Origin of the sequence: Acidovorax sp. SUPP950, from assembly GCF_030158935.1 — a bacterium.
Lineage (GTDB): Bacteria > Pseudomonadota > Gammaproteobacteria > Burkholderiales > Burkholderiaceae_C > Paracidovorax.
Genome location: NZ_BQXE01000003.1, coordinates 189,697 through 202,769, shown reverse-complemented (window position 1 = coordinate 202,769; position 13,073 = coordinate 189,697). Strand labels below are relative to the sequence as shown.

Sequence of the window (13,073 nt, the reverse complement as noted above, 5' to 3'; positions counted from 1 at the left end):
GCAGCCGCCGGGCGGCCGCCACAGGGTTTCGACGGGTGTCACACCAGCTTGCGGTCCGCAGGGGCCGGCGGCACCCACTGGTAGAGCCACGTTTCGGTGATCGGCTCCTTGCCCACGCGCAGGAACAGGCGGATGGTGATGGGCTCGGTGCTGTCGTCCTCGGGCCGGATGTCGAACATCGCGCGCCAGCCGTTCATGGCGTCCAGGGGGCGGGCGGACGTGATCTCGACCTTGCCGCGGCTCACCGTGATCACGGGCTCCACCTTGGCGTCCCGGCCGAGGGCCGCGAGGTTCTCGCCCGCGAAGTCGACCGCGAAGCGCCACGAAAAGTACTTGCGCGGCTGGCCCACCACGCCGCCCAGGCCCGTGCGCGTGGCCACGCAGCTGGCCAGCGCGGAACGGGCCGGTGGGTGCGCGCCCCAGTACAGGCGGTAGCCCACCAGCAGCTCTTCGCCCGCCTTCGGCTTGCGCTCGGGGTTCCAGAACGCCACGATGTTGTCGAAGGTCTCGTCGATGGTGGGAATCTCCACCAGCTGGATCGAACCCGCGCCCCAGTCGGCCTTGGGCTCCACCCACAGCGAGGGCCGGCGCTCGTAGAACACGCCATCGTCCTGGTAGTGGTCGAAGTTGCGGTCGCGCTGCAGCAAACCGAACCCGCGCGGGTTCTGGTCGGCAAAGGCGTTGAACTGCAGGTTCGGCGGATTGGTGAGCGGGCGCCACACCCATTCGCCGTTGCCGCGCCACATCGACAGGCCGTCGGAGTCGTGGATTTCCGGCCGCCAGTCGTTGGCCATGCGGCGGTCGTTCTCGCCGTGCTGGAACATGCTGGTGCAGGGTGCGATGCCGATGCGCTCGATTTCCTTGCGCGGGTACAGCGCGGCGTCGATCTCCATCACCTGCGTGTCGCCCGGGGTGATCGCGAAGCGGTAGGCGCCGGCCACGCTGGGGGAGTCGAGCAGGGCGAGCACGACCACGGTGTTGGAGCCCGGGGCCGGCCGCTCCAGGTAGAACGCGGTGAAGTCCGGAAACTCTTCCGGCCGCTGCATGCCGGTGTCGATGGCCAGGCCCCGCGCCGACAGGCCGTACTGCCACTCGCCGCCCACGGCCCGGAAGTAGCTGGCGCCCAGGAAGGCCGCCACGTCGCGCACGGGATCGGTGTGGAAGTTCAGGCGAAAGCCCGCGAAGCCCAGGTCGGCGGGCAGGTCGCTGGCCTTGAGGCCGCTCTTGCCATAGTCGAACATGGCCGGGTCATAGGCCAGCTCCTGCGCCTGGCCGTTGGCCAGTTCGTACATGTGCACGGGCTTCTTGAAGAACAGGCCCAGGTGGAAGAATTTGGCCTGGAAGCGCAGCTTCTCGTCGGCCCACAGCGAGTGGTCGGGCCGGAACTGCATGGACTGGTACTGGTCCCAGTCGAGCGACGTGACCGAGGGGGGCAGGGTGCCCTGGTACGGCTCGTAAGCCTTGGCGGCCAGGGCGCGGGCCTGGCCCTTGAGCGCGGCGAAATCGAAGGGCTGCGGCTTGCCCAGGGGCTTGAGCGTGGCGAAGGCCTGGGTCCAGTTCAGGCCGAGGGTCCCGGCCGAAGCCAGGGCGGCGCCTCGGCCGAGGGTGCGCAGGAAGTGGCGTCGTTTTGGTTGCTGCATGGGCCAGCAGTGTGCCGAAAACCGCGCGCCATCCCATGCAACGCCGTGTATTCGGCGGGGAATTTCGGCAAAAAACCGCGTTTCTCCTACAAAAAACCCGCGGTTCGGAGCGGACGCCTTTCGGTGCCTCAGATCAGGTCGGCCTCCATGTGGGCCGCGCGCAATTGCTCCAGCACCTGCTGCACGTGCGCCTTGCCGCGCGTCTGCAGCACGAGTTCGATCTCCACGTTCTGGGCGGCCAGCATGGTGAAGGCCCGCTGGTGGTGCACCTCCTCGATGTTGGCGCCGGCCTCGGCCACGGTGGCGGTGATGCGCGCCAGCACGCCCGGAATGTCGCGCGCGCTGACCTTGATGCGGGCCAGCCGCCCGGAGCGCACCATGCCGCGCTCGATGATGGCGGCCAGCAGCAGCGGGTCGATGTTGCCCCCGCACAGCACCAGGCCCACCTTCTTGCCCTGAAAGCGTTCCGGGTAGCGCACGAGCGCTGCCAGGCCCGCGGCGCCGGCGCCCTCGACCAGCGTCTTTTCGATTTCCAGCAGCATGAGCACGGCCTGCTCGATGTCGCCCTCCTGCACCAGCACCAGGTCGTCCACCAGCCGCGCGATCACTTCGCGGGTGAGGGTGCCCGGCGTGCCCACGGCGATGCCCTCGGCGATCGTGGAGGTGCCCTGCGGATGCTGCGTGCCCTTGATGGCATTGACCATGGCCGGAAAGCGCGCGGTCTGCACGCCCACGATCTCGATGCCGGGGCGGATCGCCTTGGCGGCCGTCGCCACGCCGGAAATCAGTCCGCCGCCGCCCACCGCGATGACCAGGGTGTCCAGGTCCGGCACGGCCTGCAGCATCTCCAGGCCCAGCGTGCCCTGGCCGGCGGCCACGGCCTCGTCGTCGTAGGGGTGCACGAAGGTCAGGCCACGCTCCTCGGCCAATGCATAGGCGTGGGCGCGGGCTTCCTCCAGCGTGTCGCCGTGCAGCACCACTTCGGCGCCAAAGCCGCGCGTGCGCTCCACTTTCACGCCTGGCGTGAAGCGCGGCATCACGATCACGGCGCGCAGGCCCAGGCGCTGCGCGTGGTAGGCCACGCCCTGGGCGTGGTTGCCGGCGCTCATCGCGATCACGCCGCGCTGCTGCTCTTCGGGCGACAGCTGGCTGAGCTTGTTGCAGGCCCCGCGCTCCTTGAAGGAGGCGGTGAACTGCAGGTTCTCGAACTTGAGGAACACCTGGGCGCCCACGATCTGCGAGAGCGTCTTGGATTCCACGCACGGCGTGTCGAGCACATGGCCGCGCAGGCGGGCGGCGGCATCCTGGATGGTTTGGAGCGTGAGCATGGGCGACATTGTGGCGCGTGCCGGACCGCGCGCCGGCCATGACAACGCCAACGCCAACGCCGACCCACCGGCGGCGCCGGCGGGCCGGTTCGCCTCCAGCACAGCCCCTTCGGGCCGCAGGCGGCCCCGGGTCCGGGCCCGGCGCAGCATGTCGGCGTTCTTCACTCCGCGTTGCGCCATGCCCCTGTCCGGCCCTTCCCGTGCGCCGTCCGTGCCTGCCGCGCCGCTACTGCAGAGGCCGGCCGATCACGCGCCCGCGACGGTCACCCCGCCGCAGAGGCACACGCTCGGATCGCTGTTGAGAATGCCCTCGGGGGCCTTGGCGACGCGGGCGCCTTCGGTACCCGGGGCCACCGCCGCCGCGCCGATGCCCCCGCTTCCCGTGCGGCGCACTCTGGGCGAGTTGCTGGCAATTACGTCGGCGCCTGCCGATGGAGCAGCGCAGGGCGCGCCAGCAACGCCCGTGCAGCCACACTGGGTGCCCACCCCGGACGCGACGGCCGAGGCGCCGGCCGTGCCCTTGCCGGCATGGGCGGATTGGCTGCAAGCGCCTGCCTCCGTCCAGTATCTGCACGCCAAGGCCCTGGCCCCCGGGCAGCGCCAGCTTCTGGCGCGCACCCTGGAGGCGCAGTGGCGAAAGCATCCCGACCTGCAGGCGCCCTCCCAGGAGATGAACCTGTGGATGTCGGTATTGAATGCGCAACTGCGGGCCCGCCGCGATGCGGGACGCCTGGCCCAGGCCGGCCAGCGGGTCCTGTCCCTGCTTCGGGCCTGCGCCCCGCTCGATGGCGCGGCTGCGGTCCGCGACGGCGAGACCCGCATGCGGGGCCCGGAATACCGGGAGGCGTTCAACCATTTCCTGCGGGTCATCGGCGACGAGTCGCTTGCGCAGCCCCTGCGCGATGCGGCCGAACGTGCCTTGCAGGCCCATGGCGAGAACGGCGCCACGCTCACGCCGGACCATGCCGAACGGCTGTCCCGTGAGGGCATCGTGGCCCTCGCGGAGCAGGGTTACCGGGCGATCGGTGCCGGGGCCCTGCACAAAGCCACGCCACCCCATCTTCGATCCGAGTTGCGGGCACCCTTCTCGCTCTGGCTGGAAGCCCAGGAAGCCTTCGATGGCGAGGAAAACGCGCCCGCGTTCGCCCATTTGCTGGAGCGAAGGCTGCCGTCCACCCCGGCGCTGCGGAAAGCCCACGGGCCGGGCGCCACCCTCCTGCAGGAAGGGGCGCAGGTGATCCAGGCCATCGCCCGCGACGGCCGGCTCCGGGCGCGGGTGCTGGCCATGGCCGAGAACGCGCTCGGATCGTGCGGCGACAACGTGGCCGAAGGCTTTTCCGCCATCGTGCTCGCGGTGCGCAACCACCAGATGGTCCAGGCGGTGCAAGAGGGCCGCATCGACGCGGCGGGGCTGGACGGCTGGGCGCGGCAGCAGTTCCGGCTGGGAGCGCTGGAGGCGGCCGTGCACCACTTCATCCGGCAGGCGCTGGAAACGCCCGGTATTCCCGAGGACATGGAACGGCAGTTGCGCAGGGAACCCCTGGAGACCATGCTGCACGCCAAGGTCAGCCTGAAGGCCCTGCTGTGGCTGCCGGACAGCGTGCCCTCCGAGATGACCTATGCCGCGCAAAGCGTGCTGACGCCCGGCGACCTGTCGGCCCTGGCCGCGGGGGTGATGGACGCCGAAGGCGACGACCGGCAGCTCACGGCCTACCTGCTGTCCAACGAAACCTGGCGCGTCGGCATGCGGCACCTGCATCGCGAGGCGTTCGCCGCACTCGATGCGGCTTTCGACGAAGACCCGTTCCATGACCGCGATCTGCCACGCGATGGCGATGCCCACGTGCAGGAGCGCGTGGCTTACAACGTGGCCGCCGCCGAGTTCATGCAACGCCAGCGCGCTGCCGAGGACGCGTTGCTGCTGCAGCGTTGGGGTGGCGTGCCGGGGTGAGCGTGCTCTCTGGCGGTGATCGAAGCGACCACAGGCGGCCCTCGCCCACTGTGACAGGCGCGTCCGAGCCCGTTTTTAGCGGAAACCGCCGCATGCCGGGAGTTTGCATGCCTGTATTGCTATTTAATTGATAGCAAAAAGAGGGCCGGAGCGACGTCCGCCGGACGCGCGAAAGCTGCGTGGCAATGCGTGGGGCGTAGCCGGCTGGATCACGCCGGAAACGCCCGGTCCAGAATCGCCCCGGCATCCATCGCTCGGGTGTCGATGGCGCCCACGACGCGGCCTGCGCCGCCGTCCTCCAGCCGGGTGGCAATGAACGCATCCGCCACCGCCTGCGGCGCATGGCGGCGCAGCAGGCAGGCTTGCGCCACCAGCACCAGGCGCTGCACGAGCTGGCGGCCCAGGGGCTCCAGCTGTTCGGGCGGGAGGGCGAGCAGGCCTTGGAGCGGCCGGAGCGCGTCGAGGATGCGCGGCTCGCCGGCCGCGGCGTCGGCGAAGTCCTGCAGCAGCGCCGACGCGGCCTCGGGCTCGCGCGCCAGGGCGCGCAGCACGTCCAGGCACATCACGTTGCCCGAGCCTTCCCAGATCGAGTTGACGGGCGATTCGAGAAAGAGGCGCGCCATCACGCCGTCCTGCACGTAGCCGTTGCCGCCGAAGACCTCCATGGCCTCGCCGGCCAGCCCCACGCCGCGCTTGCAGACCCAGAACTTGGCGGCGGGCGTCATCACGCGCTTCCAGGCGCGGTCGGCCGCGCTGGCGGTGCCGTCATCCTCGCGTTCGAAGGCCTCGGCCAGGCGCATCAGCAACGCCAGCGCGGCCTCGCTCTCCAGCGCCAAATCGGCCAGCACCGCGCGCATCAGCGGCTGCTCGGCCAGGGCCCGGCCGAAGGCATGGCGCTGGCGGGCATAGGCGATGGCCTGCACGGTGGCCTGGCGCAGGATGGCGGCGCTGCCGGCCACGCAGCTCAGGCGCGTGGTGGTCGCCATCTCGATGATCGTGGGGATGCCGCGGCCTTCCTCGCCCATCAGCAGGCCCCAGGCGCCGTCGAATTCCACCTCGCCGCTGGCATTGCTGCGGTTGCCCACCTTGTCCTTCAGGCGCTGCACGTGCACCGCGTTGAGCGTGCCGTCGGGCCGCCAGCGCGGCACGTAGAAGCAGGCAAAGGGGCCGCCCTCGCCGGTGCGCGCCACCACCAGGTGCGCGTCGCTCTGCGGGGTGGAGAAGAACCACTTGTGGCCTTGCAGCCGGTATTCGCCGCCGCGCCCGCCCGCGCCGACGGGCGTGGCCACGGTGGTGTTGGCGCGCACGTCGGAGCCGCCCTGCTTTTCGGTCATGCCCATGCCAAGCCAGACGCTGGATTTTTCCTGCGCGGGCCGGTCACGCGGGTCGTGGGTGCGGCTGTGGAGCTTGTCCTCCAGCTGCGCCCAAAGCGCGGGCTCCTTGCGCAGCAGCGGGATCGCGGCCTGCGTCATGGTGGCGGGGCACAGGGTGCCCTGCTCGACCTGGCCGTGCAGGTAAAAGCCCGCGGCCCAGGCGGTCCAGCGGCCGGGCCGGTCGCTGTCGAAGGGCATGGAGACCAAGCCCTGTGCGCGGTAGAGCGCCATGAGCGCGTCCCACGCGGGATGGAATTCGACCCGGTCGATGCGCCGGCCCCGGTTGTCGAAGCGGTGCAGTTGCGGCGTGTGGCGGTTGGCCTGTTCGGCCAGGGCCCCTGTCGCGGCCGTGCCGAGCTGCCGTGCGTAGGCGCCCAGGGCGGGCAGGGCGCCTTGCGCACCCGTGCGATGCAGCCCGTCCTGCAGCGCGGCATCGGTGGCGAGCAGGTCGTAGTCGGTGCGTTCGGAAAACTGGTTGAAAACTGCGTGGGTGGCCTGGGCCATGGGTTGTCTCCTGCGCGTGGGGGCGCACCGTGCGCCCAGGCCGCCATGGTGCCCCCATTGGCACGGGCCTGCACGCCCTGGCGTGCGGTCAGGAGGCGGGTGCGGCGGCCTCGCGCAGGGCGCGCAGCATGCTGGCCACGGCCACCCGGTCGGTGGTGTTCTCGCGCCAGTACATCGACACCGAGCCGAAGCCCGACAGCCGCACCGGCAGCACGCGCAGCGCGCCCATGTGCGAAAACCGCAGCGCCGCGCGGTGCGAGGCCATGCCGATCATGTCGCTGTGGCCCAGCAGCGTGAGGTTGAGCGTGACGGAGTTGGACTCCACGCTGCCCTGCGGCAGCGCATGCCCGGCGGTTGCCAGCGCGCCCTCCAGCGCATTGCGGATCGGCGTGCCGCGCGGCCAGACGAGCCAGCGGTAGGCCATGAGATCGCCCCATTCCAGCGCGCGCTCCTGCCGCAGCAGCGGGTGCTGCGGGCGCGCCACCAAATGGATGGGCTCCATGTACAGCATCTCGGTGTGGATGTGGGTGTCATGCAGTTCGGGCGCGGAGCGGCCCACCACCACGTCCAGCTCGCCATGGGCCAGCTGCTGCATGAGCACGTTCATGGTGCTTTCGGCCAGCCGGATCTGCGCGCGCGGCAGCCACTCCAGCAGGCGCAGCACCGCCATGGGCACCACGTCGGACGCCGAAGCGCCCGAGGTGCCCACCGCCACCAGCCCGCTGCCGCCGTCGCGCAGGGCCTGCATGTCGTCGCGGGCGCTGTCCAGGTGGGCCTCGATGCGCCGGGCGTGGGCGATCAGCGCCTCGCCCTGGGGCGTGGGCTTGAGCCCGCGCGCATGGCGCTCGAACAGCACCATGCCCAGGTCCTCTTCCAGTTCCTTGAGCCACTTGGAGAGCGCGGGCTGCGCAGTGTGGAGCAACTGCGCCGACTGGCTCATGTTGCCGGTCTGCGCCAGGCTCAAAAGCATCTGCAGCTGTCGCAGGCGCAGGCGGTGGGTCCAGTCCATGGGGTCGTCGGTGGTGTTGAAGGTATATCCAAAAGATTATGGATAAGACCAATAAATGATTTTACGGACTATCGACGGGTTCGAATAATCCGCCCATGGACCGGCTGGCAGCGCGCATTCGAGTGCTTTGGCATGGCTGGCCGCAGACACAGGAGACAACGCATGGACACGCCCACCCTGGCATCGCCGCCTGCCGCCGCATCCGCCGACCGGCAGGCCTACTACGACCACATCGCCCGCCATGGCATGGCCCCGCTCTGGGAATCGCTGCACAGCCTGGTGCCGCGCGAACCCCGCCCGCGGGCCGTGCCCGCCTTCTGGAAATACGAGGACGTGCGCCCGCTCGTCATGCAGGCGGGAGAGGTCATCAGCGCCGAGGAGGCGGTGCGCCGCGTGCTCATCCTGGAAAACCCCGGCCTGCCCGGCCGCGCCAGCATCACCTCCACGCTGTATGCGGGGCTGCAGCTCATCCTGCCCGGCGAGGTCGCGCCCAGCCACCGCCACACGCAGTCGGCGCTGCGCTTCATCGTGGAAGGGCAGGGTGCCTACACGGCCGTCAACGGCGAGCGCACCACCATGCACCCGGGCGACTTCATCATCACCCCCTCGTGGACCTGGCACGACCACGGCAACCCGGCGGTGGCGGACGGCGGCGAGCCCGTGGTCTGGCTCGATGGGCTCGACATTCCCCTCATCGGCCACCTGGATGCGGGCTTCGCGGAGAACTACCCCGAGGCGGTGCAGCCCGTGAGCCGGGCCGAGGGGCACAGCTTTGCCGCCTTCGGCCACAACATGGTGCCGGTGCGCCACCGCGCGACGGAGGGCTCCACCTCGCCCCTCTTCAGCTACCCCTACGAGCGCAGCCGCGAGGCGCTGGACCGGCTGTTTCGCCAGGGCGAGCTGGACGCCTGGGACGGCGTCAAGCTGCGCTACGTGAACCCCACCACCGGGGGGTGGCCCATGCCCACCATGGCCACGTTCATGCAGTTCCTGCCGGCCGGCTTCCAGGGCCGCACCTACCGTGCCACCGATGCGACCGTGTTCAGCGTGGTCGAGGGCCAGGGCACGGCGCGCATCGGCGAGCGCACCTTCCAGTTCGGCCCGCGCGACACCTTCGTCGCCCCCTCATGGGCGCCCGTGCAGCTGGCCGCGACGCAGGACGCGGTGCTGTTCAGCTATTCCGACCGCCCGGTGCAGGCCGCCCTGGGCCTGCTGCGCGAAGAGCGCCTGTGAGCCGCTGCGCATCCTGAATCTTCAATCCCCTTTTGAAAGACATCTCCATGGCCTTCGTGTTTCCCGCTCCTCCCTCCGTTGCCGTGCCCGTTGCAGGCAGCGGCGATGCCTTCGCCGTGCGCCGCGTCTACTGCGTGGGCCGCAACTACGCGGCCCACGCCCGCGAGATGGGGTTCGATCCCGACCGCGAGCCGCCCTTCTTCTTCTGCAAGCCGGCCGATGCCGTCATCCCCGTGGCCCATGGCGAGACGCTGCGCTTGCCGTACCCCTCGCGCACGGACAACTTCCACTACGAGGCGGAACTGGTGGTCGCCATCGGCAAAGCGGGCAGCGACATCGCCCGCGAGAACGCGCTGCAGCACGCCTGGGGCTATGCCGTGGGCCTGGACATGACCCGCCGCGACCGGCAGATGGAGATGCGCCAGATGGGCCGGCCCTGGGAGATCGGCAAGGCCTTCGATGCCTCCGCGCCCATCGGCCCCATCCACCGCGCCAGCGACGTGGGCCACTTCGAGCAGGCCGGCATCTGGCTCACCGTGAACGGCGCGGACCGCCAGCGCAGCGACGTGTCGCACCTGATCTGGTCGGTGGCCGAGACCATCGCCGACCTCTCCACCTGGTTCCGGCTGGAGCCGGGCGACCTGATCTACACCGGCACCCCCGAAGGCGTGGGCCCGGTGGTGCGCGGCGACCGCATGGTCGTGGGCGTGGACCGCCTGGGCGAGCTGCGGGTGGACGTGGTCTGACGCCGTGGAGCCCGCCGTGCAGCTCTACAGCTTCTTCAACAGCTCCACCTCGTACCGGGTGCGCATCGCGCTGGCCCTCAAAGGGCTGCCCGCCGACTACCACGGGGTGAACATCCGCACCGGCGAGCACCGCGCACCGGGCTATGCCGAACTGAATGCCTCGCGCGTCGTGCCCACGCTGGTGGATGGCGACTTCGCCCTGGGCCAGTCGATGGCCATCCTCGACTACCTGGACCAGCGCCACCCCGAGCCGCGCCTGATCCCGCTGGAGCCCCGGCTGCGTGCCCGTGTGCTGGAGCTGGCCCATGTCATCGCCTGCGACATGCACCCCGTCAACAACCTGCGCATCCTGAAGTACCTGCAAGGGCCGCTGGGCTTGAGCGCGGCGCAGAAGGACGCGTGGTACGCCCACTGGGCGGCCGAGGGCTTCGAGGCTGTGGAGCGGCTGCTGGCCAGGCACGGTGACGGCGGTGGCCCCTGGTGCTTTGGCGACCAGCCCACGCTGGCCGACGTGTGCCTGGTGCCCCAGGTGGCCAACGCGCTGCGCGCGGGTTGCGACCTCCAACCCCATGCGCGTGCCATGGCCGTGTACGCGCACGCCGAACGGCACCCCGCCTTCATCGCGGCCCGACCGCAGGAGCAGCCCGACTACCAGCCTTGATTTTTCCTGTGGTCCCCGGCCCATGAGCCACCCCCATCCCTACAAGACGGAGAGAGACAAAATGACCCCATCCATGGCCGCCGGCATTCCGGCGGCAGACCGCGCTGCTTTCGGGCCGCTGCAGCTGCGCGTGACGCTGCTGTGCGCCATCGTCGCCATGCTCGACGGCTTCGATACCCAGTCCATCGCCTACGTGGCGCCGCGCATCGCGGAAGATTGGGGGCTCAAGCCCTCGGCGTTCGGGCCCATCTTCGCGGCCGGCCTCTTCGGCCTCATGGCCGGCGCCTTCCTGCTCAGCCCGGCCGCCGACCGCTGGGGCCGCAAGAAGATCATCCTGCTGTCCACCTTCATCTTCGGCCTGTTCGCGCTGCTCACGGCCTGGGCCACCAGCATGAACGAGCTGCTGGCCTACCGCTTCATCACCGGCGTGGGCCTGGGCGCGGCCATGCCCAACATCATCGCCCTGACCAGCGAATATGCGCCGCAGCGCCTGCGCGCCACGCTGGTCACGGTGATGTTCTGCGGCTTCCCGCTCGGCTCCACGCTGGGCGGGCTGATCTCCAGCTGGCTCATCGCGCATTTCGACTGGCACTCGGTGTTCGTTCTGGGCGGCGTGCTGCCCCTGCTGCTGCTGCCGGTGCTGGCCGCCCTGCTGCCCGAATCGCTGCGCTACCTGGCCGCCAGCGGCGCCGCGCCCGCGCACTACGAACCCATCGTCAAGAGCGCCTACCCGGGCGAAGACCCGGCCACGGTGATGACCGGGCTGCGCGGCGAGGCCGCGGGCGTGCAGGCGGGCTTCTCGGTGTTCGAGTTGTTCCGCCACGGCCGCCTGCCCACCACCATGCTGCTGTGGCTGGCGTTCTTCATGAACCTGCTGGTCATGTACTTCCTGGTCAACTGGCTGCCCACGCTGCTCAAAAGCGCCGGCCTGCCGCTGGAAAAGGCCATTCTCTCCACCGCCATGCTCAACCTGGGCGGCGTGGTCGGTGCGCTCGCGCTGGGCCGGCTCATCGACCGCTTCAGCGCCTACACCGTGCTGGGCGCGGCCTACGCCGCCTCGGCCGGCTTCATCGCGCTGATCGCCTTCAGCGGGCAGAACCTCACGGGGCTGCTGGCCGGCGCCGCGCTCTCGGGCTTCGGCGTGGTGGGCGCGCAGATCGGCTGCAACGCGCTGGCCGCGGCCATCTACCCCACCCACATCCGCGCCACCGGCGTGGGCTGGGCGCTGGGCGTGGGCCGCATCGGCGCCATCGTCGGGCCGCTGGCAGGCGGCGCCCTGCTGGCCGCGGCCTGGACACCCGCGTCCATCATCCTGGTGGCCGCCGTGCCCGCGGTGCTGGCGGCCGCGGCGGTGCTGCTGCTCGGGCGTGTGCGCAGGGACGCCTGAGCCGAACGCCCCTTCAAGCCAAAACGGCCCGCAGCGCACAGGGAGAGCGCACCATGGCCTCCAAAAGCATAGCAATGCAGTCGGAGCCGACCGGCGACAGGCAGGCCATGGAATGCGCCATCCGCACATGGAGCACCGATGCCGTTCCTGCCGCGCAGCGGGCGGACTACTGGGTCGGCGCGGTCTGCGACTGCTTCCTCGACATGGAGGTGGAGCCCGGCCAGCGCCAGGCTTTTTCGGCCACGCTGGCCTCCATGCCCTGCGGCGGCTTGCGCGTCAACCGCGTGAGCGGCAGCGCGCAGCGCGTGCGCCGCACCTTGCAGGGCATTCGCCGCAGCGGGGGAGACAACTTCTACTACCTGCTCTGCAAGGAGTCGTCGCCCTGCCACGTCGCGCAGGACGATGCCGGCGCCGCGCGCCTGCTGCCGGGCGACCTGGCACTGATCGATTCGCGCCGCCGCTATTTGCTGGAGTTCCCCGAGGCGGTGGACACCGTCTCCATCCAGATCCCCATCGGCTGGCTGGACACCTGGCTGCCCGCCGCCGACCGCTGGCTGGGCCGGCGTTTGGACGGCGCCGCCGGATGGGCCCGGGTGCTGAGCGCCTACGTGACCCAGCTGTGCGCCGAACAGCCCGCCCGCCTGGGCACGCTGCAGGCCGAGCACCTGGGCGGCCTGTTGTCGCTGGCCTGCGGCACTGCGCCCGAGGTGCCGCCGCGCCCCGGCCTGCTGCTACGCATCGAGCACTGCGTGCGCCAGCGCTTTGGCGAGCACGGCCTCACCGCCGCCGACGTGGCCGATGACGTGGGCGTATCGCTGCGCACCCTGCACCGCGCCCTGTCGGCGGGCGGCAGCACCTTCGCGCTGCTGCTCATGCGCGAGCGCATGGCGGTGGCGCAGCGCATGCTGCATGCGCCCTCGCACCGGCACCTGACGGTGGCCGAGATCGGCCGGCGCGCGGGCTTCCTGGACCCGTCGCACTTCGCGCGCGCCTGCCGCCAGTGGTGCGGCAGAACCCCCGCGCAGGAGCGCTGCGCGCCAGCGCAATCGTTCGCCAGCACGCACTGACACGGCCTGGATTCAGTCGGGCAACCAGGCAAGGGGCGCCGCAGACAGTGCCGCAGCACGGCGAGGCGGGTCCAACGGCCTGCGCCGGTTAAAGGCCAGACGCACGGCACCCAGCGTCCGCCACGCTGGCACGCATCGGCCATCCACGGCCCGGCAGGCGCGACACCATGGGTC

10 protein-coding genes are annotated in these 13,073 nt (G+C 70.6%); 6 read left to right on the top strand and 4 right to left on the bottom strand.

The annotated features are described in order from the left end of the window. Nucleotides 1-38: 38 nt before the first annotated feature. Together AVME950_RS14705 and AVME950_RS14700 are read right to left on the bottom strand one after the other, a co-directional pair. Nucleotides 39-1,640 (bottom strand): OpgD/OpgG family glucan biosynthesis protein, encoded by a 1,602-nt coding sequence (locus AVME950_RS14705; RefSeq protein ID WP_284430383.1) that lies wholly within the window; start codon nucleotides 1,638-1,640, stop codon nucleotides 39-41. A 128-nt stretch (nucleotides 1,641-1,768) separates the two neighbouring features. Next, complete coding sequence (locus tag AVME950_RS14700; RefSeq protein ID WP_272566099.1) at nucleotides 1,769-2,968, bottom strand: threonine ammonia-lyase; 1,200 nt, start codon at nucleotides 2,966-2,968, stop codon at nucleotides 1,769-1,771. 367 nt (nucleotides 2,969-3,335) lie between these two features. Here AVME950_RS14700 and AVME950_RS14695 point away from each other — a divergent pair, with 367 nt between their 5' ends. Then, nucleotides 3,336-4,919 carry an NEL-type E3 ubiquitin ligase domain-containing protein gene (locus AVME950_RS14695; RefSeq protein ID WP_284430382.1) on the top strand — a complete coding sequence of 528 codons (1,584 nt, stop codon included), beginning with the start codon at nucleotides 3,336-3,338 and terminating at the stop codon, nucleotides 4,917-4,919. A gap of 209 nt (nucleotides 4,920-5,128) precedes the next feature. On the opposite strand, the gene AVME950_RS14690 is transcribed toward AVME950_RS14695, so the two are convergent. Both AVME950_RS14690 and AVME950_RS14685 read right to left on the bottom strand, forming a co-directional pair. Beyond that, nucleotides 5,129-6,796 (bottom strand): acyl-CoA dehydrogenase family protein, encoded by a 1,668-nt coding sequence (locus AVME950_RS14690; protein WP_284430381.1) that lies wholly within the window; start codon nucleotides 6,794-6,796, stop codon nucleotides 5,129-5,131. 88 nt (nucleotides 6,797-6,884) lie between these two features. Continuing rightward, nucleotides 6,885-7,805, bottom strand: a complete 921-nt coding sequence (locus AVME950_RS14685; RefSeq protein ID WP_284410358.1) for a LysR family transcriptional regulator — start codon at nucleotides 7,803-7,805, stop codon at nucleotides 6,885-6,887. Nucleotides 7,806-7,967: 162 nt separating this feature from the next. Here AVME950_RS14685 and gtdA point away from each other — a divergent pair, with 162 nt between their 5' ends. From gtdA to AVME950_RS14660, 5 genes are all read left to right on the top strand, one after another. Further along, on the top strand, nucleotides 7,968-9,038 hold the full coding sequence (gene gtdA / locus AVME950_RS14680) for a gentisate 1,2-dioxygenase (protein ID WP_284430380.1): 1,071 nt from the start codon (nucleotides 7,968-7,970) through the stop codon (nucleotides 9,036-9,038). A gap of 47 nt (nucleotides 9,039-9,085) precedes the next feature. Continuing rightward, the gene (locus tag AVME950_RS14675) at nucleotides 9,086-9,784 is read left to right on the top strand and encodes a fumarylacetoacetate hydrolase family protein (protein ID WP_284425255.1); all 699 of its coding nucleotides are present in this window, start codon (nucleotides 9,086-9,088) and stop codon (nucleotides 9,782-9,784) included. Nucleotides 9,785-9,800: 16 nt separating this feature from the next. Further along, a complete protein-coding gene (gene maiA, locus AVME950_RS14670; RefSeq protein WP_284430379.1) occupies nucleotides 9,801-10,445 on the top strand; it encodes a maleylacetoacetate isomerase in 645 nt (214 codons plus the stop codon). Between the two features lie 61 nt (nucleotides 10,446-10,506). Further along, entirely contained in the window at nucleotides 10,507-11,832 is a 1,326-nt protein-coding gene (locus AVME950_RS14665) for an MFS transporter (protein ID WP_284430378.1), read from the top strand. Nucleotides 11,833-11,885: 53 nt separating this feature from the next. Next, nucleotides 11,886-12,899: an AraC-like ligand-binding domain-containing protein gene (locus AVME950_RS14660; RefSeq protein WP_349817237.1), complete on the top strand. Its 1,014-nt coding sequence runs from the start codon at nucleotides 11,886-11,888 to the stop codon at nucleotides 12,897-12,899. The last annotated feature ends 174 nt before the right edge of the window (nucleotides 12,900-13,073 follow it).

Bases quoted from the DNA above. Each gene is read 5' to 3' on its own strand.
- gtdA (WP_284430380.1), top strand. From the start codon at position 7,968: ATGGACACGCCCACCCTGGCATCGCCGCCTGCCGCCGCATCCGCCGAC.
- AVME950_RS14700 (WP_272566099.1), bottom strand. From the start codon at position 2,968: ATGCTCACGCTCCAAACCATCCAGGATGCCGCCGCCCGCCTGCGCGGC.
- AVME950_RS14660 (WP_349817237.1), top strand. From the start codon at position 11,886: ATGGCCTCCAAAAGCATAGCAATGCAGTCGGAGCCGACCGGCGACAGG.
- AVME950_RS14675 (WP_284425255.1), top strand. From the start codon at position 9,086: ATGGCCTTCGTGTTTCCCGCTCCTCCCTCCGTTGCCGTGCCCGTTGCA.
- AVME950_RS14685 (WP_284410358.1), bottom strand. From the start codon at position 7,805: ATGGACTGGACCCACCGCCTGCGCCTGCGACAGCTGCAGATGCTTTTG.
- AVME950_RS14690 (WP_284430381.1), bottom strand. From the start codon at position 6,796: ATGGCCCAGGCCACCCACGCAGTTTTCAACCAGTTTTCCGAACGCACC.
- AVME950_RS14665 (WP_284430378.1), top strand. From the start codon at position 10,507: ATGACCCCATCCATGGCCGCCGGCATTCCGGCGGCAGACCGCGCTGCT.
- AVME950_RS14695 (WP_284430382.1), top strand. From the start codon at position 3,336: ATGCCCCCGCTTCCCGTGCGGCGCACTCTGGGCGAGTTGCTGGCAATT.
- AVME950_RS14705 (WP_284430383.1), bottom strand. From the start codon at position 1,640: ATGCAGCAACCAAAACGACGCCACTTCCTGCGCACCCTCGGCCGAGGC.